19 protein-coding genes and 1 pseudogene are annotated in these 24,727 nt (G+C 66.3%); 9 read left to right on the top strand and 11 right to left on the bottom strand.

All coding sequences use genetic code 11. The annotated features are described in order from the left end of the window. Positions 1-256: 256 nt before the first annotated feature. Together BGN95_RS18460 and BGN95_RS18455 are read left to right on the top strand one after the other, a co-directional pair. Positions 257-1,591 (top strand): hemerythrin domain-containing protein, encoded by a 1,335-nt coding sequence (locus BGN95_RS18460; protein ID WP_286773600.1) that lies wholly within the window; start codon positions 257-259, stop codon positions 1,589-1,591. A gap of 151 nt (positions 1,592-1,742) precedes the next feature. Next, positions 1,743-2,339: a UdgX family uracil-DNA binding protein gene (locus tag BGN95_RS18455; protein WP_265311648.1), complete on the top strand. Its 597-nt coding sequence runs from the start codon at positions 1,743-1,745 to the stop codon at positions 2,337-2,339. 24 nt (positions 2,340-2,363) lie between these two features. On the opposite strand, the gene BGN95_RS18450 is transcribed toward BGN95_RS18455, so the two are convergent. From BGN95_RS18450 to BGN95_RS18420, 7 genes are all read right to left on the bottom strand, one after another. Next, positions 2,364-2,873 carry a DUF421 domain-containing protein gene (locus BGN95_RS18450; protein WP_265311649.1) on the bottom strand — a complete coding sequence of 170 codons (510 nt, stop codon included), beginning with the start codon at positions 2,871-2,873 and terminating at the stop codon, positions 2,364-2,366. A 4-nt stretch (positions 2,874-2,877) separates the two neighbouring features. Then, the gene (locus BGN95_RS18445; RefSeq protein ID WP_265311650.1) at positions 2,878-4,128 is read right to left on the bottom strand and encodes an Nramp family divalent metal transporter; all 1,251 of its coding nucleotides are present in this window, start codon (positions 4,126-4,128) and stop codon (positions 2,878-2,880) included. A 153-nt stretch (positions 4,129-4,281) separates the two neighbouring features. Beyond that, positions 4,282-6,828 (bottom strand): TonB-dependent receptor, encoded by a 2,547-nt coding sequence (locus BGN95_RS18440; protein WP_286773599.1) that lies wholly within the window; start codon positions 6,826-6,828, stop codon positions 4,282-4,284. Positions 6,829-7,005: 177 nt separating this feature from the next. After that, on the bottom strand, positions 7,006-7,488 hold the full coding sequence (locus BGN95_RS18435) for a PraA/PraB family alkane oxidation protein activator (protein WP_265267283.1): 483 nt from the start codon (positions 7,486-7,488) through the stop codon (positions 7,006-7,008). 361 nt (positions 7,489-7,849) lie between these two features. Further along, the gene (locus BGN95_RS18430) at positions 7,850-11,062 is read right to left on the bottom strand and encodes a TonB-dependent receptor (RefSeq protein ID WP_286773598.1); all 3,213 of its coding nucleotides are present in this window, start codon (positions 11,060-11,062) and stop codon (positions 7,850-7,852) included. 96 nt (positions 11,063-11,158) lie between these two features. Beyond that, positions 11,159-12,181 carry a FecR family protein gene (locus tag BGN95_RS18425; RefSeq protein WP_286773597.1) on the bottom strand — a complete coding sequence of 341 codons (1,023 nt, stop codon included), beginning with the start codon at positions 12,179-12,181 and terminating at the stop codon, positions 11,159-11,161. Beyond that, positions 12,178-12,753 (bottom strand): RNA polymerase sigma factor, encoded by a 576-nt coding sequence (locus tag BGN95_RS18420; RefSeq protein ID WP_286773596.1) that lies wholly within the window; start codon positions 12,751-12,753, stop codon positions 12,178-12,180. Before BGN95_RS18420 ends, BGN95_RS18425 begins: the two co-directional genes overlap by 4 nt. A gap of 142 nt (positions 12,754-12,895) precedes the next feature. Here BGN95_RS18420 and BGN95_RS18415 point away from each other — a divergent pair, with 142 nt between their 5' ends. Further along, positions 12,896-13,693 carry a crotonase/enoyl-CoA hydratase family protein gene (locus BGN95_RS18415; protein ID WP_286773595.1) on the top strand — a complete coding sequence of 266 codons (798 nt, stop codon included), beginning with the start codon at positions 12,896-12,898 and terminating at the stop codon, positions 13,691-13,693. Further along, positions 13,686-14,486 carry an enoyl-CoA hydratase-related protein gene (locus tag BGN95_RS18410; protein WP_286773594.1) on the top strand — a complete coding sequence of 267 codons (801 nt, stop codon included), beginning with the start codon at positions 13,686-13,688 and terminating at the stop codon, positions 14,484-14,486. The genes BGN95_RS18415 and BGN95_RS18410 overlap by 8 nt, the downstream gene beginning before the upstream one ends. Before the next feature lie 116 nt (positions 14,487-14,602). Here the strand turns inward: BGN95_RS18410 and BGN95_RS18405 are convergent, their stop codons facing one another. The 3 genes from BGN95_RS18405 to BGN95_RS18395 form a co-directional block, all read right to left on the bottom strand. Continuing rightward, on the bottom strand, positions 14,603-15,460 hold the full coding sequence (locus tag BGN95_RS18405; protein ID WP_286773593.1) for an SMP-30/gluconolactonase/LRE family protein: 858 nt from the start codon (positions 15,458-15,460) through the stop codon (positions 14,603-14,605). A 158-nt stretch (positions 15,461-15,618) separates the two neighbouring features. Further along, on the bottom strand, positions 15,619-17,418 hold the full coding sequence (locus tag BGN95_RS18400; protein WP_286773592.1) for an IlvD/Edd family dehydratase: 1,800 nt from the start codon (positions 17,416-17,418) through the stop codon (positions 15,619-15,621). Between the two features lie 16 nt (positions 17,419-17,434). After that, positions 17,435-18,580, bottom strand: coding sequence for an aldose epimerase family protein (locus BGN95_RS18395; protein WP_286773591.1), 1,146 nt, complete (start codon positions 18,578-18,580; stop codon positions 17,435-17,437). Positions 18,581-18,697: 117 nt separating this feature from the next. Between BGN95_RS18395 and BGN95_RS18390 the strand changes: the two genes are divergently transcribed. Further along, positions 18,698-19,993 (top strand): sugar MFS transporter, encoded by a 1,296-nt coding sequence (locus BGN95_RS18390; RefSeq protein WP_265311660.1) that lies wholly within the window; start codon positions 18,698-18,700, stop codon positions 19,991-19,993. Positions 19,994-20,043: 50 nt separating this feature from the next. Here BGN95_RS18390 and BGN95_RS18385 read toward each other — a convergent pair whose 3' ends face one another. Beyond that, a complete protein-coding gene (locus BGN95_RS18385) occupies positions 20,044-20,826 on the bottom strand; it encodes a FadR/GntR family transcriptional regulator (RefSeq protein WP_265311661.1) in 783 nt (260 codons plus the stop codon). A 101-nt stretch (positions 20,827-20,927) separates the two neighbouring features. Between BGN95_RS18385 and BGN95_RS18380 the strand changes: the two genes are divergently transcribed. From BGN95_RS18380 to BGN95_RS18365, 4 genes and pseudogenes are all read left to right on the top strand, one after another. Beyond that, the gene (locus BGN95_RS18380) at positions 20,928-22,460 is read left to right on the top strand and encodes an aldehyde dehydrogenase (NADP(+)) (RefSeq protein ID WP_286773590.1); all 1,533 of its coding nucleotides are present in this window, start codon (positions 20,928-20,930) and stop codon (positions 22,458-22,460) included. 60 nt (positions 22,461-22,520) lie between these two features. Next, entirely contained in the window at positions 22,521-23,507 is a 987-nt protein-coding gene (gene araD1, locus BGN95_RS18375; protein WP_286773589.1) for an AraD1 family protein, read from the top strand. 3 nt (positions 23,508-23,510) lie between these two features. Then, positions 23,511-24,437, top strand: a complete 927-nt coding sequence (locus BGN95_RS18370) for a Gfo/Idh/MocA family protein (protein ID WP_286773588.1) — start codon at positions 23,511-23,513, stop codon at positions 24,435-24,437. A gap of 13 nt (positions 24,438-24,450) precedes the next feature. Then, positions 24,451-24,727: pseudogene (locus tag BGN95_RS18365) on the top strand (alpha-N-arabinofuranosidase); the annotation flags it as partial.

Raw genomic sequence — 24,727 nt, 5'->3', positions numbered from 1 at the left:
GTAATGAGAGAAATATCGACAGATGAATCGTCACATCATGATTTGAGTGACGCGATATTATCCTCGATGTTAATATATCAAGTTACTACGATCATATGCTCACAACTTCCAAATGTTCGAAATCGCTATACGAGATTAGTTATTACGGAATAACAGCGTCGCATCGAAGAATAGTGGCGGAACACACCCCCGTTCATCTCATTTTAGAAGGCGTGACCGCGTGGCCACGCTTTTCGGAATGCGATGGAGAACGATAATGGCCGATGAAACCGCCAAAGGCGGCGACGAGACCCCGCCGGAGAATCAAGGCGGCAAGACGACCGGAGAGGATAAGGCGAAAGGCCGCGCCGCGCAGACGGCCCCGCAGGCGGCGGCGAAACAGGGCAAGGCCGGCACCAAGACCGATGCGGTCGAACTGCTCAAGCAGGATCATCGCAAGGTCGAGGCGTTGTTCGACAAATTCGACAAGGCACGCAATGCCAACGAGAAAAAGCGCCTGGTCGCCCAGATCATTTCCGAGTTTCTGACGCATTCGCTGCTCGAGGAGCGGATCTTCTATCCCGCCTGCCGCGAGCGGATCAATGACGACGAGCTCGACGAGGCGCAGGTCGAGCATGACGGCGCCAAACAATTGATCGAGGAGCTGCGCGGCGCATCGCCCAGCGACCCTTATTACGACGCCAAGGTGACGGTGCTCGGCGAATATATCCGCCACCACGTCGCCGAAGAGGAGCGACCCAAGGACGGCATTCTCGCCGCCGCGGTCGCCGCAGGCGTCGATACCGAAACACTCGGCGAAGAGATCGAGGCGCGTCGGGAGGAGTTCCGTCAGCAGGCCGAGCGATATCCGCCCGACATGCCGTCGGTGGGGAAAACCTACAAGGAGCAGACTATGCCACAGCGTGAATATAGCCGATCCTCGAGCCGTTATGCCGATGACGACGACGATCGGCGCGGGAGCAACGCCCGCTATCAGGAGCGCGACCAATATGGCCGCTTCACCAGCGACGACGATCGCGGCGGATCGCGAGGCGGCGGCGGATCGCGCGGCAATGATCGCGATCGCGACGAGGAAGGCCGCTTCACCTCGTCACGCGGCGGCGATGGCCGGAGCGGCGGCTATCGCGCGAGCGGTGGCGGCGGACGCTATCGCGACGACGACGACGATCGCCGCGGCGGCGGTCACGGCGGCTGGTTCGGCGACTCGCGCGGCCATGCCGAGGCGGCGCGGCGCGGCTGGGACGAACGCGAAGGCCGGGGACGCGACGATGACGACCGGCGCTATGCCAGTTCGTCGCGCTCGGGCGGCGGCGCACGCTATCGTGACGACGACGATGGCCGCGGGCGCGGCCACGGCGGTTGGTTCGGCGATCCCGAAGGCCATTCCGAAGCGTCGCGGCGCGGCTGGGACGAACGCGAAGGCCGCGGGCGTTATCGCGACAACGATGACGACGATCGCTATTCCGGCCGTTCGAGCGCGCGCTATCGCGACGACGACGACGATCGCCGCGGCTCGCGCGGGCACGGCGGCTGGTTCGGCGACTCGCGCGGCCATTCGGAAGCGGCGCGGCGCGGCTGGGAGAATCGCTGAGCCGATCGAGCGGCGGTGCACACCGCGATCGCCGCGTCGGTGAAGAGCGCGGCGGGGTCGAACCGACCCCGCCGCGTTTCGCGCGGGACCCTTCCGCCGGATCAATGCGTTTTTTCCGCAAGCCTATCGTTCAACGCCCGTGGACCTTGGCATGACCGAGCGACATTTCGCCTCGCTGCCCGCGCTCTATCGCAGCGAGGAAGCCGATGAAGCGTTGCGCGCGCCGGGTTTCAGCGCGGTCTTCGTTCGCGGCGAGGGAAAGGTCGGTGCCCCGCTGATGCTGATCGGCGAACAGCCCGGCAATCAGGAGGACCTCAGCGGGCGCCCGTTCGTCGGCCCCGCCGGGCGCCTGCTCGATCAGTGCCTGGCGGGGATCGGCGTCGATCGCGCGACCACCTTCGTCACCAATGCGGTCAAACGCTTCAAATTCACGTTGCGCGGCAAGCGCCGGCTCCACCAGACGCCCAATGCGGGCGATATCGCGCGCTATCGCTGGTGGCTGAAGGAAGAGGTGCGGCTGGTGCATCCGACGGTGGTGGTGGCGCTCGGCCGCACCGCGCTGCGCGCGCTCGACGGCGCCTCGCTCAAATCCGATCGCGGCACGCTACTCTCATGGGAGGAGCGGACGTTGCTGCCGACGATCCACCCGAGCTATCTGCTGCGGCTGCGCGACCAGCGCGACGACGAAGAGGCCCGTTTCCGCGAGGATCTGCGCACCGCGGCGCGCGCCGCCGGCCTGGTGGACTAGCCACACCCCGTCCGGCCCCCGGCGCTACGCCGGCGGGCGGGTCGGATGCGTTTTGCGGATGATGCTGATCTTCCCGCCGCGCTCCATCGTGGCGAGCGCGACCTCGTTGAGATGCGCGACCTGTTCCATCCGCATCCCTTCGATCAGATCCTCCTTGCTGATGCCGTGCCGCAACATGGTCTTGCCGTCGATCTCGCCGTCGCGGACCAGCACCGCCGGGCGCCCCTTGACGAACAGCGCCAACCAGTTCGACCGTACCGTCGCCAGCGCCACCAGCCGGTGGAGGATGACCAGCACGAGCGTCGCCGCGAGCGTTCCCTCGAAGGGGGCCTTGCCGGTCATCGCGCGGCTGATGTTCGATCCCACGACGAGCGCGACGATCAGGTCGAGCGCGCTGAGGTTCGAGAAGGTGCGCCGCCCCGCGATGCGGATGCACAATATGCCGTAGAGAAACAGGATCACCGCGCGCGCGCAGAATTGCGCGATCGTCGCCGATCCGTCGTCGGGACCGATGATATGATGCAGCCAGGTCATCCGATCACCCCGGCATCGCGATCATCGCGATCGCCGCGACCCCCATCACCGCCGTCGCCAGCCAGCCGAAGAATTTGAGCGAACGCGGGGCCGTGAAATGCCCCATGATGCGCCGCTCCGAAACCACCAGCATCAGCCCGACGAGGATCGGCACCGCCGCGACGCCATTGATCACCGCGCTCCAGAACAGCGCCTTCATCGGGCTGATCGGCGACCAGTCGATCGCGACGCCGAGCAACATGCCGAGCGTGATCACCGAATAGAAAGCGATCGCGCGGCTCGGCTTGCGCTCGAGGCTCGCGCGCCACCCGCCGACCTCGCACACCGCATAGCCCGACGATCCGGCGAGCACCGGGACGGCGAGCAGCCCGGTGCCGACGATCCCCAGGCTGAACGTGACGAAGGCGAGGCTGCCGGCGAGCGGCTTGAGCGCCTGTGCCGCATCCGCCGCGCTCTGGATGTCGGTCTTGCCCGCGGCATGCAATGTCGTCGCGGTGCCGAGGATGATCGCGAGCGCGACGATATTCGACACCGCCATCCCCACGATCGTGTCCCAGCGGATCCGCTTGAGCGCATCGCGCGCCTGCGACGCTTCCTCGGTCAGCGGCTCGCGCTCCTCGTCCTGCTCCAGCTCCTCCACTTCCTGCGCCGCCTGCCAGAAGAAGAGATAGGGGCTGATCGTGGTGCCGAAGATCGCGACGATCGCAATCAGCGCGCCGTGCCCCGCGATCGTCGGAACGACCAGCCCGCGCACCGCCGCCGCCCAATCGACCTTCACCACCAGCAGCAGCGCGACATAAGCAAGCAGCACGAGGGTAAGCCATTTCAGATAATGCGAATAACGGTGATACGGCACGTAGAGCTGGAGCAGCAGCGACAGCAGCGCGAGCCCCACGGTAAAGGCGTGTTTGCCGCCGCCGACCACGAGCGCGGAGGCTTCGCCCATTGCGGCGAGATCGGCGCCGATGTTGATCGTATTGGCGACGAACAGCAATGCGACGAGCGCGATCACCAACCAGCGCGGCATCACCTCCTTGAGGCTGCGCGCCAGCCCGTCGCCGGTGACCCGCCCGACGCGCGCGCTCGCCAGCTGCACCGCCACCATCAGCGGATAAGCGAGCGTCATCGTCCACATCAGCCCGGTGCCGAATTGCGCGCCGGCCTGCGAATAAGTGGCGATACCGCTCGGATCATCGTCAGCGGCGCCGGTGACCAAGCCGGGGCCAATCCATTTGAGACGATCCGCCAGACTCATCCGCTCTCCTTTCGCGCGATGCCGCTGCCAGCAGCCCAATCGGGCGGCGGGCCGGGCTAACAACGCCCAAGATCGGATTTGGTCGATTCCGTCCGCTTGCTTTAGAATTAATCCTTCTGTTTCTATAGCTTATGAATCGCCGCGAGCGCCAAGTCAGAACCGCTTGCGCACCGTCACCTGCATGACTCGGCCGAGCGGATCGACCTCGTCGCGGCTAAACCCCGGCAGCGGCCCGCCGTCGGCCGATCGGACGCGGCGATAGCTGTTGAGCAGGTTCGACACGCTCAGCGAGACCTTCACGCTTTTGGCGAGCGCATTGTCCTTGAGACCCGGAAAAAGCGCATCGGGATCGATGAAGGCGGAGACGCTCACCACGATCGGCGGGGTCACGCGATAGGCGCCGTTCGTATCGTCCACGCCTTGGTTGATTCGTGTCGGGCTGCTCCACGCCACCCCGAAATCTGCGCCGGCCCCGCGTAGCCCGGCCGAGAATTGTACGTTCACCTCGTGGCGGGACGCGCCGGTGCCGCCGCCCAGCCGGTCGATGACGGGGATGCCCGGGCGGATCAGCATCTCGCTTTTCAAATGCCAATTGTGATTGAGCGAGACGGTGAATTGCAACGGATTGGCGGCGGCCGCGGCGGCCTGGCCCGCGGGGCGGTGACCGCCGCCCGAAAAACGCACGACGATGCTCGAGAAAAGGCTGGAATCGGTATCGTGCGCGATATTGATCGCACGCGCATCGACCGCGACCAGCCGCCCCGCCGCATCGCGCGTCACCCTCTCGGGAAACGCCGCCTCGATCGCCGGCGACAGTTCGGGAAATCCGGCATTGCCGCCTTTCGCCACCGTCTGCCGATAATTGACGTTGAGCATCAGCAGCTGCTGCCCGAGCGGCTGGACCATTGCCGACAAGGTAAGCGTGCGTCGGCTGCCGCGTTGTAGCGCCGGATTCCCCCCGGTGACCCAGATCGGCTCCGCCACCTCCTGTCGCGCATAATCGAAGACGCGCATGATCGTCCGCGTCAGCGGCGCATCGAGCTGATCGAACGACGGCGCGGTCCCGGCATATTCATAGACCGCGCCGAACTGGGCCGCCTGTATCGGCGACCAGTTCACCCCCCCGCCGAGGCGCGCTTGCGAACTGGTCCGCGTCATCATCTGCCCGCCGAGCCACATATTGACGCTCAGATCGCCGAGCGGCGGCAGCGTCGAACCGCCGCGACGCAAGAGCGGCGCGTTAAGCGACATCTGGCCGTTGACCTGCCTGAACGAAACGTCGGTGGGCGTGATCGCGCTGCCGCTATTGTCGCTCTGTCGCGCATGCGTCCGCGCCTGGCTCGCGTCGGCAGCGAGGCTCCAGCTGAGCGGTCCGGCCGGCAGATCGACGATATTCTTCTGGAGGTTGAGCCGGGCGCTCAGCGTGTCGCCGCTCGATCGGCTGCGCGTGGCGAGCAACAGGCTCTTGTCCCACGGGCCGTAGGGGTTGAACCGCGGATCGCGTGCGTCGATCAATTGCCCGATCTTCGCAAGGTCGACCCCGCTTTCAAGCAGATTGTCCATCCAGTTGCGCAGATAGGACAGCGCGACGGTGGCCTGCCACCCGCTCACCGCCCCTGTCACGGTCAACGAACCGCTGAGCGACTTCGCGTCGTTGAAGGTGCGCAGCGCACGCGCCCCGTCGAGCGGGCGAGTGAGCAGCACATCGTCGGCGAATGGCGACCAGCGGCTGCCGGCCGGAATGACGAACGCGGCCATCGGAAGCCCGCGAAGCCCCTCCATCTTGCTGCTATTGGCGCTGATCCCCAGCGTGACGGAAAAATCGCCGACCGGGCGGGTAACGCCGGCGTCGAGCGCCATCGTGCGGCGCGACGGCTGCAGCGTATCGAAGGCATTGGGATCGAGCGGAGTCGTCCGGCCCGCCGTGCCGACGAAATCGCCGATCGCGGGCGTGCCCGATCGCGCCTGAGGGGGGATCGCCGCGACGGTGACAATCTTTCCCGCGGCATCGCTAAGCCGTGGGTCGATTTCGCCGCCGTCGACGCCGGCGACATAACCGTCGCCGTCGAAGCTGCCCGCAGGGCGCGATATCCTTCTGGCATTTTTGAACAAGGCGCTGTCATGGCCGAACCGCGCCTGGACGTTCCAGCGCGTATCCCCCGCGATCGCCACCCGCCCCACCGCGACAGTGCCGCCATATTGGCCGCCGGCCGTCGCCCAATTGACCCCGGTATCGATAGTCAGGCTGGAAAACTTCGGCTTGAGGACAAGGTTGACCACCCGTTTGCCGGCCGGCGCGGCATAGACCGCCGACGCCTGCGGCTTCAGCACCTCGAGCCGCGACAGGGCTTCGGCCGGATAGGCGAGAACCGAGCGATCGAACCCCGCGGGATGACCGTTGATCAGGATGACCGGATCGCCACCGCCGTTGCCGATCACCGGCGCGAGGCGGGTCAGCAGATCCTCGATACTATCGGCGCCGCGCGCGCCGATCTGATTTTCGTCGAATTCGGTTTCCGCACCGACCTTCGCTTCGCCGCGCCGCCGCGCGGTGACGACGACATCAGGCGGCTCGTCCGATCGGGTCGCCGGCGTTTCGACCGGAAGCTCGGCGCCCGTGCCGATCCGGGCGCCAGCATCGCGCGGGTGGCAGAGCACACCCAGCAAAGGCAGCGTCAATAATGCCCTGAGCGCACGCACGTTGCGATATCCGGCTGACAATCCTACCCTGATCTTCCGGAGATGAGCCGTGATTCACGGCTTGAGCACCGCGCCGCTGCCACGACGCGGTGCAAAAGATCCGGACGGGAGCGGATGTTCCGACCGGCAGACCGCCGGTCGGAGCATCCGCCAAGCCGCCGGCTGGCGGCGTTACGATCAGGACGTCACATGGACGGTCGCGCTCGTCAGATTCGCCGCGACGTTGCACGCGCCGATCGCGCCGCTCACCGCCAGCGTCGCCCCGCCCGGCGGCGTGGCGCGGTTGGTGATCGTAACGGTGATCGGCGCGCTCTGCGTGCAGGTAACGACGCCGCCGACGCGGACGACGAGGCCGGTCAGCTCCGCAGTCCCGCTGCCGTTGCCCGCCGGGTTATAGGTCTTCATCGTATAGACCGCGCCGCTGTCGATCGTGATCAGCGGGCAGATGCCGGCACCGGTATTGCTGCCGCCGGTGATCGTCCCGCCGGTTCCGCCGGCATTGGTATTGGCGTTGAGCGTCAGCGTACAAGGCGCGCCGTTCAGCGACGCCGGGCCGGAGGCGACGAACGCGACGCCGGCCGGCGCGACATGTTGCGCAAAGGCCGGGGCCGAAGCACCCAGCGCGAGCGCAACCGCAGAGATTGTTGCGAGCAGTTTCACAGCATTTTCTCCTAATTAACGGTGGAATACCCACCTTCGTTGAGCGTCCGTCGATCATCTGTCGGCGAGCGCTATCACTCCATTTCACCGGAGAGATTCCGTAAGCGAGAAAAGCGATTCGTCTTTAGGAGATATTATGAACTTAAATCGGGAATTACAATATCTTGAGCCTGATAATGAGCGTCAATACCGAATTAATACTCATTACCCCTCAGAGATTTCTCGCCATTTCGGACGATATACTGGATCATGATCTCAGATATACTTGCCAATACTTCAAGCACGAAAACCGTCAGCCGACGAGCGGCTGACGGTCCAGTTTCAGCCCGGGAGGGTGGGGCTGGTTCGTGCGGGAGAAATCTCAGAATCTCTTCATTGCACTGAACCCGAAAATACGTGGATCTAGCGTAAAGACGTTGGTGGTCAGCCCACTGTCGTCGCTATTGACGAAGGCGTCGGTGATCGGCGTGTTGTTGAACAGATTCTTGATATAGAATTGAAAGGTCACCCCGTCGGCCGGGCGATCGAGCGTGATCGTGAGATTGGCATTGTCCCATGCCTTCAGCCGGTCGATCGCGGTGTTGTACACGCGCGCCCAGCTCTTCCCCTGGCGATAATAGTCGCCGCGGAACGTCAGCGCCCAGCCGTTGATCGGCACCGTATATTGCGCGCCGAGATTGACCGTCCAATGCGGCGAATTGGGCAATTCCTTGCCGCCGAGATCGGCGTAGAAGCCGCGGCCCTGATTGGGCGCGTCGGTCGCCGGATCGTAATTGACCCCGAACAGGAGCGGCAGGATTCCGTTCGAATAACTCCCGACATAAGAGCCGCCGCACAACGGGCTGAGATAGGCGAGCGCATTGGCGTCGCTGTAGAAGGGGCTGTTGACGATCGTGCTCACCACCGCCTTGGGCGCGATGCAACTCGACGCCAATTGGATCCACGGCTTGACCACCTCCCAATCAGCATTGCCCTGGGTGCGGTTCATCACGTCGATCGACTTCATGCCATTGGCGATCCGCGTGCCGAGATAGCCAAGGTTGCCGTTGAGGCGCAGTCGCGAGGTCGGGCGCCACGCCAGTTCGAGCTCCGCCCCCCAGGCCTTGGCATTGAAATTCTCGTTAAGCGCCATTCGATCGACGATCTGCGAGACCTGATAGTCGGTATAGTCGTAGAGAAAGGCATCGGCGTTGAGTGTCAGCCTGCCGCCGGCGAAAGTATTCTTCATGCCGATCTCAAAGGCGTTGACGCTTTCCGGGCGGAATGTCGACGCCTGGGGAAAGAATTGGAGATATTGCGGATTAGCGTCGATCCCCGGCGGATTGGCACCACCGCCCTTATAGCCGCGCGCATAGGAGGCATAGATCAACGTATCGTCGGTAAAGCTCAGCCGCGGCGTCCAGTCGATCACGAACCGGCCGGTGACCCGCCCCCATTTCTGCACGATATCGGGCGAGACCCGATAGCCCCGGTTGATGAAGCCGCCGCCCAGCACGCCCGGCGCCAGCAGGAGCTGGCTGTTGATCGGGGTCGCGGTCTTCTTGTCGTCGGTATAGCGCAGCCCGGCGGTGATCTTCAGCGTATCGCTCAGCTTCAGGTAAAGCTCCCCGAAAGCGGCGAGCGACCGCGTCGTGGCGAGGTTGCGCGAGCGGAAATAATTGTGCCCGTCGCCGTTGATCCGATTGAGCGGATTGGGATCGACATAGACGCAATTGTCCGGCACCGGCGCGGCCGAGCAATCGGCGAAGCCGGTATTGAGCGGCCCCCTGGCGATCGCGCTGAACAGATTGTTGAAGACGAAATAGTCTTCGTCGACCTTGAAATACAGGTAATTGGCGCCGACGCTGAAATTGACCGGCCCGGAAAAGGACGATTGCAGGCGGAATTCCTGATACCATTGGTGGCTGCGCGACCGCACCTGATCCACCGCCAGCGCGCCGGTCGACGGGCCGAGCTGCGGGTCGGTCAGCACGCCCCCCGGGGTGATCCCGTTGGTCACAGGCTCGCCGAATATATCGACGACCCCATTTGAATCGTTGAATATCGCACCGGTGCTGAAGCGATTGTAATCCTGGGTCGAATTATAATAATCGCGCGAGAACGCGGTCTGCGAGTAGAATTTGAGCGACGGATTGATCTCGAATTCGGCGTTCAACTGCACGACATCGTTCTTCGCGCGAAAGGTCGGATCATATTGCGTCGCGATCTCGCGAAGATTGCGCGACTGGACGATATTGCCATAGGGATCGCGCGCGGGATTGATCAGCGGCACGGTCGAGAAATCGACCGGATTGAAGCCGAGGTTCACCAGCGACGCGACGGCGTTCACATAAGGCAGCGAAAAGCCGTTGGGCGCGCCATAAGCGCCGGCATCGTAGAGCGAGCCGGCCTTGCACCCCTGGCTGAGCTGGCCGCGCGTCAGCAGCAGGTTGCTGATATCGGTGCCGCCGATCGTGCTCGGCCCGGGATCGGTGTGGCATAGCTGCTTGCCGGTGCGCGAGCGATCGTCGTCTTCGCTGAAATGCTCCCAGGCGGCGGTCACGCGAAATCGGCTGCTCGGTTCCCAAGTCGCGGTCACGCGCGTCGACCACAGGTCGCGCCCGTTGACGCTCCGATTGGTCACGGTGTTGAAATCATAACCGTTGCGGCTGGTCCACGCACCCGCCACGCGCACCGCCAGCGTATCGGAGAGCGGCGCGTTGAGCATCCCGCTCGCGCGCATGCTGCCGTAATTGCCCGATTCGAGTTTGACGTTGCCGGCGAATTTGTCGGTCTTGGCGAAGACCGGGATCATGTTGACGACCCCAGCGGTGGCGTTGCGGCCATAGAGCGTGCCCTGCGGCCCGCGCAGCACCTCGACCCGCTCGACGTCGAAATATTCCTGCTCGAACAGCCGGTTGCGGATCAACGGCGTGTTGTTGAAGCTGATCGCCACCGCGGGATCGGAGGTGACCGACAGCGCCTTGGTGCCGATGCCGCGGATCGAGAAATTGTAGCTCGCGAAATTGGTCTTGGAGAAAGTGACGTTGGGCACCGCCCGCATCAGTTCGGACCCGCCCTCGATCTTATATTCGTCGAGCGACTTATTGGTGAAGGCGGACACCGCGACCGGGACGGTCTGGATCGATTCCTCGCGCTTCTGCGCGGTGACGATGATGTCGTTCGAAAAATCCTGCGCCGGGCGCGCCTCGCCGCCTTCCGGCGCATTGATCGGGCGAGCGCCGGCGTCGGGCGCCGGCGCCGCCTGGCTGGTGGCGCGCGCGGGGCGGATGATCAGCACGCCGGACTGGCCAGTCACCACCGCGAGCCCCGAATTGCCGAGCAGCCGCGACAGCGCGTCGCTGGGGCGGAAGGTGCCGATCAGCGCGGCGTTGCGCTTGCCCTTGAGCGTCGCGCGATCGAAGACGATCTGGCGGCGCGAGATCTCTGCAAAGGCCTGCAGCGCGCTGGCGAGATCCTGCGCGGGAATATTGAAATGGACGCTTTGCTCCTCCGCGAACGCCGTGCCCGGATGCGCGGTAATCGCGACTGTGGCGGTCGCCAGCAACAGGCAGACGCGCAGCGACTTCTGCATCCCCATTCCTCCCCTCGTTATCGCGGCCAGGCATTTCCTGCTGGCCTGCGAGGTAATACGGATGAGGGAGCAAACCTCTCACTTCATGAACGAAATTTATTTGGCGGCGGCTTTGAAGCGCAGAATGATCTGCCCCTGCTCCTCGCGCGCGACGATCGGATAGAGCGCGGTGACGCCCTCGATGAACGCCGCCGTATCGCGGCTGTTGAACACCCCGCTGACGGTCAGATCGGCGAGCCGCGGGTCGTCGACGACAATCGTCCGCTGCGCGTCGCGGTTCATCCGCTCGACCGCAAGCGAAAGCGGCTGGCCGTCGAAATGCACCATCCCGGTTTCCCACGACAGCGATTGCGGCGCGTTCAGTGCGGCGATCTGGATCGCGTCGCGCGTCGTCGGCGCGACCAGCTCGCGCCCCGGGACGAGACCGCTGTTGCCGGTCGAGCGCGGCACGAGCACCGCGGGGGGGCCGCTGTCGGGCTGCGCCATCACCTCGACCCGCCCCTCGTAAAGCACCACGCGGACCTGCCGCGACAGCAGTTCGACGCTGAACGACGTTCCGGTCGCGACCGTCAGGCGATTGCGCGCAAGCACGCTGAACGGCCGCAACGCATCATGCGCGACATCGAATTTCGCGCGTCCGGCCAGAAGCTTGAGCCGCCGGCTTTTGCGATCCATTTCGACATCGACACGGGTCGAGCCGTCGAGCGTCAGCCGCGATCCGTCCTCGAGCTGGACGATGCGGCGTTCCCCTGCCCCGGTGCTGTACGACGCCGGCCGATCGCGCAGGAAATAGCCGACCAGCCCCAGGGCCAGCACCAGACACGCGGCCATCGCCGCCCATCGCCGCCAATCGAAGGTTCGCGACCAGCGGCGCGCATTGGCCTGGCGCAGTTCCTCCACCGCTTCCGCGCGATAGCGGATCATTTCCGGGCTGTCGGCGACTTCGCCCGCGCCGTGCCAGATGATCGCCGCCTCTTCGAGCAATGTGATATGCGCGGGATCCTCCGCCAGCCACGCCTCGAACGCCGCCTGGTCGCCGAGGTCCATCGTGCCCGCGAGCCGCTGGCACCAGATCGCCGCCTGTTCGTCGGCGCTGATCGGGGGCACCGGCCGGGTCATTGCGCCAGCCCCCGCGCGCGCGTCATCAAATGCGACATCGCGCGCGCGACATGTTTCTCGACCGCGCTGGGGGAAATCCCGAAACTCTCGGCAATCACCTTCTTCTCGATATTTTCGATGCGATAGAGGATGAAGATCGCGCGCGTCCGCGTCGGCAGGTCGCCGAGCGATCGCAGCAGCTGCGTCATGATGCTCTTCCCGGCGGCGATGCGCTCGGGATCGAGAAAGTCGACGCTCTGGCCGTAGAGCTGCCGCACCGCATCGGCCTGATCGGATCGCACCTTGCCGTGGCGCGCGCGATCGCGCAGCAGATTGGCGGCGACCTGGAAGATATAGCCGGAATGGAGGCCGGTCTGGCGCGCATCGCCGCCGAACAGGCGCGCGAACGTCTCCTGCGTCAGATCCTCGGCTTCGGCGCGGTCGTGGACACGCTTGAGGAAGAACGAAAGCAGCGCCGGCCGCCAGCGCCGGACCTCAACGTCAACCTCCAGGCTCCGTTCACTCAGCAGGACCCGACACCCCGATTTCCAGCATTTCGTAACGTAATACGTATGACGCGGACCAGCGCACACTTTTCGACCGACGAATTCTCACCGCGCACGCCAGGGCGGCCGGATTCGCCCCCACAACAAATTTAGGTCGATTGACAGATTTGCTCTCGCTCGCCCATGCTTCCCGCGCCGCCGGGGGCCGAAGGACAGGAGCGAAAAGCGCATGAGCGACGGGGCGACGATGCTCGAATTCATGAAGACCGAGCGCGACGGTGAGGTGCTGATCGTCACGCTCAACCGCGCGGACAAGCGCAACGCGCTGTCGGCGGCGTTCATCGAGGAAATCTACGATCTTTTCGAATGGATCCGGCGCAGCGACGAGGTTCGCGCGGTGGTGGTCCGTGCCGAGGGAGGGCATTTCTGCGCCGGGCTCGACCTGATCGAGCATCATCTCGAACGGCGCAGCGCGAGCGACTTCATGGCGATCTGCCGCCGCTGGCACGCCGCCTTCGATGCGATCCAGCATTGCGGCAAGCCGGTGATCGGCGCGCTCAACGGCGCGGTGGTCGGCGGCGGGCTCGAACTGGCGGGCGCCTTTCATATCCGCGTCGCCGATGCGACGACCTATTTCGCGCTCCCCGAGGGGCAGCGCGGCATCTTCACCGGCGGCGGGGCGACGGTGCGCGTCGCGCGGCTGGTCGGCGAGGCGCGGATGATCGACATGATGCTCACCGGGCGCACCTATGCCGGCGACGAGGCGGTCGCGGTCGGGCTGTGCCAATATCATGTCGCGGGAAGCAGCGTCGACAAGGCGATCGAGATCGCGCGCAAGGCAGCGCAGAACCCGCCTTTATCGAACTTTGCCATCACCTCGGGGATCGCGCATATCGGCAATATGCCGTCAGCCGATGCCTATTTCGCCGAGGCGTTCATCGCCGGGATCACTAATACCCAGCCGGCGTCGAAGGATCGGCTCGAAGCCTTCATGAACAAGACCGCCGCGCGGGTGCGGCATGAGTGACGCCGACGCGCCGCCGGTGCTGCTCGACGAACGCGGCGCGGTCGCGCGCGTCACACTCAACCGGCCGCGTGCGGGCAACGCCCTCGCACTGCCGCTGATCGAGGCGCTGACCGCCGCCTTCGCCGCGCTCGCGCCGCGCGAGGATATCAAGGTGATCGTGGTCGCCGGCGCGGGCGGGCGGATCTTCTGCGCCGGGCATGATCTGGGCGAGTTACGCAGGGCGCTCGACCGCGAAACGCCCGACGAACCCTATCTCGCGCGCGATTTCGCCGCGCTCACCGCGCTGATGCAGGCGATCATGGCGCAGCCGCAGATCGTCATCGCCGAGATCGAAGGAGTCGCCACCGCGGCGGGGTGCGAGCTGGCCGCGGCCTGCGATCTCGCGCTTGCCGCGAGCAATGCGCGGTTCGCGGTGCCGGGGGTCAATATCGGCTTCTGGTGCCATACCCCGCAGGTCCAGCTGGTCCGCGCAGTTGGCGCCAAACAGGCGATGATGATGCTGGCGACCGGGCGGCTGTTCCCCGCCACGCATGCGCTGGAGATCGGGCTGGTCAATGCGCTTTATCCGACCGAGGAGCTGGCCGCCGCGGTGGAAGCACTCTCCGCGGAGATCGCGGCCAAGCCGGCATCGGTGCTGCGGCAGGGCAAGGCTTCGTTCAACCGCATCGCCGGGCGCGGCATCGCCGAGGCCTATGCGATCGCGCGCGAGGCGGCGCAGGCACATATCCTCCACCCCGATGCGAAGGAGGGGATCACCGCCTTCACCGAAAAGCGCGACCCGCGCTGGATTTAGCCTCCCACCGTTCGCCCTGAGCTTGTCGAAGGACTGCCCTCCTTGCCGGGAAGAAAAGTGCAGGGCTTCGACAAGCTCAGCCCGAACGGGGAGAGGGTATCAGCGCCTTCTACGCCTCAGTCGCAATAGAGGCCCGGGCTCACCCCGCGCACGCCGGGGAACACCTCGAACAGCGCCCCGTCGGCCTCCCTGGCATCGAGCCCGATCGTCGCCGAGGTGACGAACATGCGATCGAGCCCCGCGCCCGCGAAGGCGATGTTGGTGATCTGCCGCGCAGGCAAGGTGATCGTCCGATCGAGCGTGCCGTCCGGCGCGAAGCGGCTGATCCGTCCGCCGCCCCAATGCGCGATCCACAGATAGCCCTCGGCGTCGACCGTCATCCCGTCCGGATAGCCGTCCGCCTCGGCGAAGCGGATGAAGGGATGCTTTCCTTCCAACGCCCCGCCCTCGTCGAGCGCGAAGCGGAAGACCGTCCGCCGCGCGGTATCGCTATGATAGACCCACGCACCGCCGGGCGCGAAGGCCGGGCCGTTGGGCACACGATACCCCGCGTCCATCCGCTCGCAGCGAAAGCCGGGGCCGAGCCGGTAGAGCGCGCCGCAATCCTGCTCCTCCGCCATGTCCATCGTGCCGCACCAGATATTGCCCGCGGCATCGGCCTTGCCGTCGTTCATCCGGCTGCCGGGGAGATGCGGCTCGGGATCGTGGATCGGGCGGATCGCGAAGGGATCGAGCGTCAGCTCGGCGAAACCGCTCTGGACGCCGACGATGAATCCGCCGCGCTCGCGCTCGACGATCCACCCGGTCGGCTCGGGCATCGCCCAGCGCTCGATCCGCCCGTCGGCGAGCGACAGGCGGTTGAGCGCGGGCGCGAGAATATCGACCCAGAAGACCGCATTCTCGCGCGCCGACCATAAGGTGCCTTCGCCGAGGACATCGCGCGTCTCGCGCGGCACGATCCGCCAGTCGCTCATCGCCGATTCCTGGTCCGGGCCATGTAATCTCTCTCCCGTCACCCCGGCCTTAGCCGGGGTCCATTGTGTCTCAGGCCCCGCAGCCAGAGCCCCTTGCCCTGCGCTTGCCGCCCGATGGACCCCGGCTCAAGGCCGGGGTGACGGGGTAAGCGCCTGCCTCAGTGATTATCCCGCGGTAGCCCGGCGGTCTGCGCGATCCGCTGGTATTTTTCCGCGCCTTCGAGGATCGCGCCCGTCTCCATCTGGCCGACGATGCCGCGCTGGATCTCCTGCCACGGGGTCTGCGAGGCGGGATAGGCATAGCCGCCCGCCGCCGCCAGGGCACGCCGCCGCTCGGCGAGCTCCGCGTCGGAGATCAGCACGTCGGCGGTCCCCTTCGCCAGATCGATCCGCACGCGATCGCCGGTGCGGATCAGCGCGAGCCCACCCATCGCCGCCGCCTCGGGCGAGGCGTTGAGGATCGACGGGCTGCCCGACGTGCCCGACTGGCGGCCGTCACCGATGCACGGCAGCGCGTGGATGCCCTCGCGGATCAGATAGGCCGGCGGGCGCATGTTGACGACTTCCGCCGCCCCCGGATAGCCGATCGGCCCCGCGCCGCGCATGAACATCAGCGTCTCGGCGGTGATGCCGAGCGTGGGATCGTCGATGCGGTGGTGATAATCCTCCGGCCCGTCGAAGACGACCGCGGGGCCCTCGAACGCATCGGGATCGTCGGGGTTGGAGAGGTAACGCGCGCGGAATTCGTCGGAGATCACGCTGGTCTTCATGATCGCGGAATCGAACAGATTGCCGCGCAGCACGATGAACCCGGCGTCCTCCTTGATCGGCCGTTCGAACGGGCGGATGACCTTTTCGTCCTCGATCGCCACGTCGCGGCAATTCTCGCCGATCGTCCGGCCGTTGGCGGTGACCGCATGTTCGTGGATCAGCCCCTGCCGGATGAGCTGCGCCACCACTGCGGGGACGCCGCCGGCGCGATAATAATCCTCGCCGAGATATTCGCCCGCCGGCTGGAGATTGACCAGCAGCGGCACCTTATGCCCCTTCTCCTGCCAGGTATCGATCGGCAGATCGACCCCGACATGCCGCGCGATCGCGGCGAGGTGGATCGGCGCGTTGGTCGAGCCGCCGATCGCCGAATTGACGACGATCGCATTCTCGAACGCCTCGCGCGTCAGGATGTCGGACGGCTTCAGATCCTCCGCCACCATCTCCACGATGCGTTTGCCGGTGTGATAGGCGACCTCCTGCCGATCGCGATACGGCGCCGGGATCGCCGCCTGGCCGGGCAGCGACATGCCGAGCGCCTCGGCGAGCGAATTCATCGTCGTCGCGGTGCCCATCGTGTTGCAATAGCCGGTCGAGGGCGCCGAGCTGGCGACGAGGCGGATGAATTCCTTATCGTCGATCTGCCCCGCGGCGAGCATCTCGCGCGCCTTCCACACGATCGTCCCCGATCCGGTGCGCTCGCCCTTGTGCCAGCCGTTGAGCATCGGGCCGACCGACAAGGCGATCGCCGGGATGTTCACGGTCGCGGCGGCCATCAGGCACGCCGGCGTGGTCTTGTCGCAGCCGACCGTCAGCACCACCGCGTCGAGCGGATAGCCGTAGAGCAATTCGACCAGCCCGAGATAGGAAAGGTTGCGATCGAGCCCCGCGGTCGGGCGCTTCCCCGTCTCCTGGATCGGATGGACCGGAAATTCGATCGCGATCCCGCCCGCTTCGCGAATGCCCTCGCGCACGCGCTCGGCGAGCACCAGATGATGCCGGTTGCACGGGCTGAGATCGCTCCCGGTCTGCGCGATGCCGATGATCGGCTTGCCCGAGCGCAATTCCTCGAGGCTGAGACCGAAGTTCAGATAGCGCTCCAGATAGAGCGCGGTCATGTCGATATTGGCAGGATTGTCGAACCAGGCGCGCGAGCGCAGCTTATCGGTCAGCTTAGGCGTGGTCATATCTGGTCCTTGGGGCTCAGCCGATCGTCGACAGACGGAAGATCATGCGGTGGTGATAGGGATGCGCGGGGTCGACCCGCGCCGATCCGAACGCCGGCTGGTTGGGCGTATCGGGGAATTTCTGCGGTTCGAGCGCGATGCCGTCGCCCATGCGATAGAGATGGCCCGATTTGCCGATCAGCGTGCCGTCGAGGAAGTTGCCGGTATAGACCTGCACCCCGGGCTGATCGCTCCACACCTCCAGCGCGCGGCCAGAGGCGGGGTCTTCGAGCCGCGCGGCAAGCTTGGGCTCCTTGGTCGCGCCGGCATCGAGCACGAAATTGTGATCGAACCCGCGCCCCGCGACGATCTGCGCGTCGCGGCCATCGCGCAGCCCGTCCTCGATGATCTTGCCGCGGGTGAAATCGAACACCGTGCCCGCGACCGGCTTCAGCTCGCCGGTCGGGATCAACGCGGCGTTGACCGGGGTATAGCGGCTCGCCGGGATCGTCAGGCGATGCCCGTTGATGCCGCCCGGCGCGCCCTCGCCCGCAAGGTTGAAGATCGCATGATTGGTGAGGTTGACGATCGTCGGCGCGTCGGTGGTCGCGTCATAATCGATCGTCAGGTCGCCGGCATCGTCGAGCATATAGGTCGCGGTGACCTTGAGCGTGCCGGGATAGCCCTGATCGCCCGCCGGGCTGGTCAGCGCGAAGGTGACGCTCGCCTTGGCGCCGCTCTTCACCGCGACGACGCGCCAGTTGAGCTTGTCGAACCCCTTGGTCCCGCCGTGGAGCGAATTGGCCTTGTCGTTCTGGGCGAGCTGATAGCTTTTGCCGTCGAGCGTAAAGCGGCCGCCGGCGATGCGATTGGCATAGCGACCGACGCTCGCCCCCCAATAATTTGGGTGATCGGCATAGCGCTGGATATCGTCATAGCCGAGCTCGACATCGGCGAGCTTGCCCGCGCGATCGGGCATCATCAATTGCTGCAAGGTCGCGCCGAAGCTGATGATCCGCGCCGAGATGCCGCGCGCATTCGACAGCGTCACCGCCTCGACAATCGTCCCGTCGGCCAGCTTGCCCGCCGTCTCGCGTTTCGCCTCCGCCGCCTGGGCCGAGGTGCCCGCCAGCAGCATCGCGATCGCCAGCGCCATCGCGCCCCCGCGCATCACTCCCCGCATCAACCCGTTCCTTCTATAGCGCACGCGCCCGTTGACGCCTGCTCGCGGTTTATATAGTCCGACAAATGAAAGCGGAGCAAGCCACTGTTTGATGGCCTTGCGCTCAGGGAGAGTGAGATGGCCGTAGCGCCCAGCACGACAGTGATCCCCAGCGAGGCGCCGGCATCGGCGCGGACCAATTACGCCCCGGCGCTGACCCTGCTCGCCAGCCTGTTCTTCATGTGGGGCTTCATCACCGTCATCAACAACACCTTGCTGCCGCATCTGCGCGCGGTGTTCGACCTGAGCTACACCCAGACGACGCTGATCGAATCGGTGTGGTTCATCGCCTATTTCGTCGCCTCGATCCCTTCGGCGAAGCTGATCGAGCGGATCGGCTATCAGAAGTCACTCGTCACCGGATTGCTGATCATGGCGGCGGGGTCGCTCGGGATGATGCTCGCCGCGAGCATTCCGAGCTATGGCGTCACGCTCGTCATGCTGTTCGTCATCGCCAGCGGCATCACCTTGCTGCAGGTCGCGGCCAACCCCTATGTCGCGGTGGTCGGCAAGCCCGAGACCGCCTCGTCGCGGCTCAATCTGGTGCAGGCGATGAATTCGGCCGGGACGATGCTCGCGCCGATGTTCGGCGCCTATCTCATCCTCGGCCGGTCGAAGAGCGGCACCGCCGAGGCGGGCGCGGTGATCAGCCAGGCCGATCGCCTCGCCGACGCGCATTCGGTGATCCTGCCTTATGGCCTCGTCGCGGCGGTGCTGGTGGTGCTGGCGATCGTCATCGCGCGCTTCCCGTTGCCGGCGATGGGCAATGCCACCAGCCGCGTCGCCAAGGAGGAGCGCCGCCAGCATTCGCTGTGGAAGCACCGCAACCTCGTGTTCGGCGTGCCGGCGATCTTCATCTATCTGATCGCCGAGATCGGCGTCGCCAATCTGTTCGTCAATTTTGTCAGCCAGCCGCAGATCGCCAACCTCACCCACGAGGCGGCGGGGCGCTATCTCACCTTCCTGTGGGGCGGGATGATGGTCGGGCGGTTCGTCGGCTCGGCGATCATGCAGCGGGTGCGCGCCGAGACGGTGCTCGCCGCGGTATCGGTCGGCGCGTTTGTGGTGATGATGATCACCGTCTTCGCGCACGGCCCGGTCGCGATGTGGTCGCTGATCCTCGTCGGGCTGTTCCATTCGATCATGTTCCCGACGATCTTCACGCTCGGGATCAAGGGATTGGGCCCGCTGACCGAGGAAGGCTCGGGGCTGCTGATCATGGCGATCGCGGGCGGGGCGCTGGTGATCGTCCAGGGGTGGCTGGCCGACCGCTTCGGCCTGCAATGGTCGTTCCTGCTCACCGCCGCATGCGAGCTCTATATCCTGTTCTATGCGCTGTGGGGGGCGAAACCGACGGGTCAGGTGGAGGGATAACGCCTCTTCTTCCTCCCCTCCCTGGTGAAGGGAGGGGAGGAGCGTTCGCCTCAGGCGCCCTCCCCGCTTTCCGCCCCCGGCATCACGCTGCGCGTATCCTCGAGCGCGAGATCGACCAGCACGCGCATCGCCGCGCTCGCCGCATCGCCGTCACCCGCGAGGATCGCGTCATAGACCTTGGCATGATCGGGGATCGGGTTACGCGGCAAAGCGCGGGCGCGTTGCTTATATTGCGTCGTCCAATGCACCGCCGCGCCGATGCTCGCGCTGAGCATCTTGATCGCGTCGTTGCGCGTCGCCTGGAGGATCGCATCGTGGAAATCGCGGTCGGCGGCACGCCCGGCGTCGGTCGCCAGCGTATGCCGGCGCATTCCGGCGAGCGCCTCCTTCATCTTGCGCAGATCCTCGCGATCGCGCCGCTCCGCCGCGAAGCGCGCCGCGGCGGGCTCGACCACCGCGCGCAACTCGAACAGGTCGCGGATCAACTGCATGTCGGGCTCGCCGGCAAAGGCCCAGGCGAGCACATCGGGATCGAGCAGCCGCCAGCGTTCGCGCGGCAGCACCTTGGTCCCCGCCTTGGGCCGGCTTTCGACCAGCCCCTTCGCCGCCAGCACCTGCACCGCCTCGCGATAGGCGCCGCGCGACACGTCGAGCGCCTCGGAAAATTCGACCTCGCTCGACAGCACGTCGCCCGGTGCATATTCGCCCGAGAGGATCGCGACCCCGAGCTTATAGGCGATCGCGCCATGCAGCCGCCGCCCCGTCCCGCGTGGCTGGCGCTGCGCCCCCGGCTCGGCGGCGCCGTCGTGATGTGCGTCCGGTAAGTCTTTCATCAGCCCTCTCATTCTCAGCCGTAGCGTCCATCGCGGGCAAGTGGAACACCGATTGCGTTTCTCCCGACACCGTAATAAGTAGGAGTAATAAGGAGAAGCCCATGAATGCGCAAATCGCCCAATTTCATTCGATCGACGCGCGGACGGGCGAAGCGTCGCAAGCGTTCGACGCGCATGGCATCGACGATGTCGCCGCCGCCTGCGCCGCCGCCGACGCCGCATTCGAGGCTTACCGTCACACCGGACGCGAGGAGCGCGCGGCCTTTCTCGAACGGATCGGCGCCGAGATCATCGCGATCGGCGACACGTTGATCGAGACCGCGATGCGCGAAAGCGGGCTGCCGCGGGCGCGACTCGAGGGCGAGCGCGGGCGCACCGTCGGCCAGCTCAAGATGTTCGCCGATGTCGTGCGGCGCGGCGAGTGGCTGGGGGTGCGCATCGACCCCGCGCTGCCCGATCGCCAGCCGCTGCCGCGCCCGGACCTGCGCTTGCGGATGATCCCGCTCGGCCCGGTCGCGGTATTCGGCGCGTCGAATTTTCCGCTCGCTTTCTCGACCGCCGGCGGCGACACCGCCGCCGCGCTCGCCGCCGGTTGCCCGGTGGTGGTGAAGGGTCATCCCGCCCATCCGGCGACCGGCGCGCTGGTCGCCGATGCGATCCGCCGCGCGGTCGAAGCGTCGGGGCTCCCGGCGGGGGTGTTCCAGCATCTCGTCGGGCCGGGCAACGAACTCGGCAGCGCCCTGGTGCAGGACCCGCGGATCACGGCGGTCGGCTTCACCGGCTCGCGCGTCGGCGGGCTCGCACTGCTGCGGCTGGCGCAGAACCGCCCGGTGCCGATCCCGGTCTATGCCGAAATGTCGAGCGTCAACCCGGTCGTGCTGCTGCCGCATGCGCTGGCGTCCCGTGGCGCGGCCTTGGGCAGCGCGTTCGTCGCCTCGCTGACGATGGGCGCGGGGCAATTCTGCACCAACCCCGGGCTCGTGCTGGCAATCGAGGGCAACGGGCTCGACGCCTTCGTCGCGGCAGCGGCGGGCGCGGTGCAGGAGAGCGCGGCGAGCACGATGCTCACCCCTGCGATCCACGCCGCCTATGACAGGGGCGTCGCGGCGCTCGCGCAGCACGATCGCGTCGAAACGGTCGCGCGCGGCTGCGCCGCAACCGCGCCCCATGACGGCGCCGCCGCCCTCTTCGCCACCACCGCCGACGCCTATCTCGCCGATGCGGCGCTGGGGCATGAGGTGTTCGGCGCCGCATCGGTGCTGGTGCGCTGCCGCGACGAGGCCGAACTGGCGCGCGTGCTCGCCGCCGCCGAAGGCCAGCTTACCGCGACGCTCCAGATGGATGCCGAGGACGAAGCGCTCGCCGCGCGGCTGCTGCCGATCCTCGAGCGCAAGGCCGGGCGGATCCTCGCCAACGGCTGGCCCACCGGCGTGGAAGTGACGCATGCGATGGTCCACGGCGGCCCCTATCCCGCGACGTCGGACAGCCGCACCACCTCTGTCGGCAGCCTTGCGATCGACCGCTTCCTGCGGCCGGTTTCCTATCAGAACCTCAGCCAGTCGGTGCTTCCCGCCGACCTGCGCGATGCCGGCGCCGCGGACCTGCCGCGGTTGATCGACGGCAAGCGCGCCTGACCTTGCCATGACATGCGCCGCCCCGGTGAGGGCGGCGCGCGCGATTAGGAGAGTGATTTCGTGACCCTACGCTTGTTGCAGCATCGCGACGCCAGCGGCGCGCGCGCGGTGATCGCCGCGACCGATGACCGTGCCGCCTTCGTCAACAATGTCGAGACGATCCGCGCGCTGGCGCTGCAGGCGATCGCCGCCGGCATCGATCTCGCCGGCGCGATCGCCGCCAACGGCACCGGCGCCGCGGTCGATATCGCCGCCGAATATGCCGCGGGGCATATCATCGCGCCGATCGATCATGCCGATCCCGCGCATCTGATCCTCGCCGGCACGGGGCTCACCCATCTCGGCTCGGCCGAGGGGCGCGACAAGATGCACCGCGACGCAGCAGCCGCGCAGACCGATTCGATGCGGATGTTCCTCGAAGGGGTCGAGGGCGGCAAGCCCGCGGCAGGCGCGATCGGGCAGCAGCCCGAATGGTTCTACAAGGGCGACGGCTCGCAGCTTGTCGCGCCGGGCGAGGCGCTGACGATGCCGAGCTTCGCGCAGGACGGCGGCGAGGAACCCGAGCTCGCCGGCATCTATATCATCGGGCCGGACGGCACCCCGTTCCGCCTCGGCCTGGCGCTCGCCAACGAGTTCAGCGATCATGTGACCGAGCGGCACAATTATCTGTGGCTCGCGCATTCCAAGCTGCGCCAAGCCGCGCTCGGCCCCGAGCTTCTGGTCGGCGATCTTCCCGATCATGTCGAGGGCAGCTGCCGCATCCGCCGCGACGGCGCGATCCTGTGGGAGAAGCCGTTCCTGTCGGGCGAGGCGAACATGTCGCACAGTTTCGCCAATCTCGAACATCATCATTTCAAATACGATCTGTTCCGCCGTCCGGGCGATATCCACGTCCATTTCTTCGGCACCGCCACCCTCTCCTTCACCGACATGATCCGCACGCGCGAAGGCGATGTGTTCGAGATCGAGGCGCGGCCCTTCACCCTGCCGCTGCGCAACCCCCTCGCCCGCGCCGCGGAACGGCCGGTCGCGGTCAAGGCGCTCTGAGCGATGGAGCCGACCCGCATCGCCCTTGTCGGGATGGGCAAGATCGCGCGCGACCAGCATCTCCCGGCGATCGCCGGCGATGCCGGTTTCAGCCTCGCCGCCACCGTCAGCCCGCACGATCACGGGATCGACGGCATCCCGCATCTCGACAGCCTTGACGATCTGCTCGCCAACGGGCCGGCGGTCGATGCGGTCGCGCTCTGTACCCCGCCGCAGGTCCGCTACGATCTCGCCACGCTGGCGCTGAAGCGCGGCATCCACGTCTTCCTCGAGAAACCCCCCGGCGCGACGCTGGCCGAGGTCGATGTGCTGCAGGAGCGCGCGCGCAAGACCGGATCGACGCTGTTCGCCGCCTGGCATTCGCGTTTCGCCGCCGGGGTCGCCCCGGCGCGCGCCTGGCTCGCCGACCGGCATGTCAGCAAGGTCGAGATCGTGTGGCGCGAGGATGTCCGCGTATGGCATCCGGGGCAGGCGTGGATCTGGGAACCGGGCGGGCTCGGGGTGTTCGATCCGGGGATCAACGCTTTGTCGATCGCGACGCATATCCTGCCGCGCCCGTTCTTCCTCCGCTCGGGGACGCTCGAACTGCCCGCGAACCGCGCCGCGCCGATCGCCGCGCAATTGCTATTCTGTGACGCCGCGGGCGCGCCGATCTCGATGGACCTCGATTGGCGCCAGACCGGCCCGCAAAGCTGGGACATCACGATCGAGACCGACGCGGGCACCTGCAAGCTGACCCGCGGCGGATCGGTGCTGACGCTGCCGAGCGGCACCGAGCATAGCGAGGATCGCGAATATGCCGGGCTCTACGCGCGCTTCGCAACGCTGATCCGCACCGGGCGCAGCGATGTCGATACCGGGCCGCTCAAGCTCGTCGCCGACGCCTTCCTCCGCGCGCGGCGCGAGACCGTCGAAGCATTCGTCGAATAAAAGGGAAAAACCAATGAAGGTCTGGAAGGCGATCGCCGCCACCTTGCTGCTGTCGACCGCCGCGATCGGCACCGCGCAGACGACCCCCGATGCCCCGGCGCGCGCGACGCTCCACGCCGATACGCCGGGCGCGACCTATGATCGCCGCATCTTCACCCAGTTCGCCGAGCATCTCGGCCACGGCATTTACGGCGGGCTGTGGGTCGGGCCGAAGTCGAAGATCCCCAATACGCGCGGCTTCCGCAACGATGTCGTCGCCGCGCTGAAGGAGATCGGCGTGCCGGTGGTGC

It is taken from the genome of Sphingomonas sp. 66-10, assembly GCF_001897045.1.
Lineage (GTDB): Bacteria > Pseudomonadota > Alphaproteobacteria > Sphingomonadales > Sphingomonadaceae > Sphingomonas > Sphingomonas lycopersici.
This window is presented reverse-complemented; position numbering and strand designations above follow the sequence as displayed.

Bases quoted from the DNA above. Each gene is read 5' to 3' on its own strand.
- BGN95_RS18380 (WP_286773590.1), top strand. From the start codon at position 20,928: ATGAATGCGCAAATCGCCCAATTTCATTCGATCGACGCGCGGACGGGC.
- BGN95_RS18455 (WP_265311648.1), top strand. From the start codon at position 1,743: ATGACCGAGCGACATTTCGCCTCGCTGCCCGCGCTCTATCGCAGCGAG.
- BGN95_RS18405 (WP_286773593.1), bottom strand. From the start codon at position 15,460: ATGAGCGACTGGCGGATCGTGCCGCGCGAGACGCGCGATGTCCTCGGC.
- BGN95_RS18415 (WP_286773595.1), top strand. From the start codon at position 12,896: ATGAGCGACGGGGCGACGATGCTCGAATTCATGAAGACCGAGCGCGAC.
- BGN95_RS18430 (WP_286773598.1), bottom strand. From the start codon at position 11,062: ATGCAGAAGTCGCTGCGCGTCTGCCTGTTGCTGGCGACCGCCACAGTC.
- BGN95_RS18410 (WP_286773594.1), top strand. From the start codon at position 13,686: ATGAGTGACGCCGACGCGCCGCCGGTGCTGCTCGACGAACGCGGCGCG.
- BGN95_RS18445 (WP_265311650.1), bottom strand. From the start codon at position 4,128: ATGAGTCTGGCGGATCGTCTCAAATGGATTGGCCCCGGCTTGGTCACC.
- BGN95_RS18400 (WP_286773592.1), bottom strand. From the start codon at position 17,418: ATGACCACGCCTAAGCTGACCGATAAGCTGCGCTCGCGCGCCTGGTTC.
- BGN95_RS18450 (WP_265311649.1), bottom strand. From the start codon at position 2,873: ATGACCTGGCTGCATCATATCATCGGTCCCGACGACGGATCGGCGACG.
- BGN95_RS18370 (WP_286773588.1), top strand. From the start codon at position 23,511: ATGGAGCCGACCCGCATCGCCCTTGTCGGGATGGGCAAGATCGCGCGC.
- BGN95_RS18425 (WP_286773597.1), bottom strand. From the start codon at position 12,181: ATGACCCGGCCGGTGCCCCCGATCAGCGCCGACGAACAGGCGGCGATC.
- BGN95_RS18395 (WP_286773591.1), bottom strand. From the start codon at position 18,580: ATGCGGGGAGTGATGCGCGGGGGCGCGATGGCGCTGGCGATCGCGATG.
- BGN95_RS18390 (WP_265311660.1), top strand. From the start codon at position 18,698: ATGGCCGTAGCGCCCAGCACGACAGTGATCCCCAGCGAGGCGCCGGCA.
- BGN95_RS18460 (WP_286773600.1), top strand. From the start codon at position 257: ATGGCCGATGAAACCGCCAAAGGCGGCGACGAGACCCCGCCGGAGAAT.
- BGN95_RS18385 (WP_265311661.1), bottom strand. From the start codon at position 20,826: ATGAAAGACTTACCGGACGCACATCACGACGGCGCCGCCGAGCCGGGG.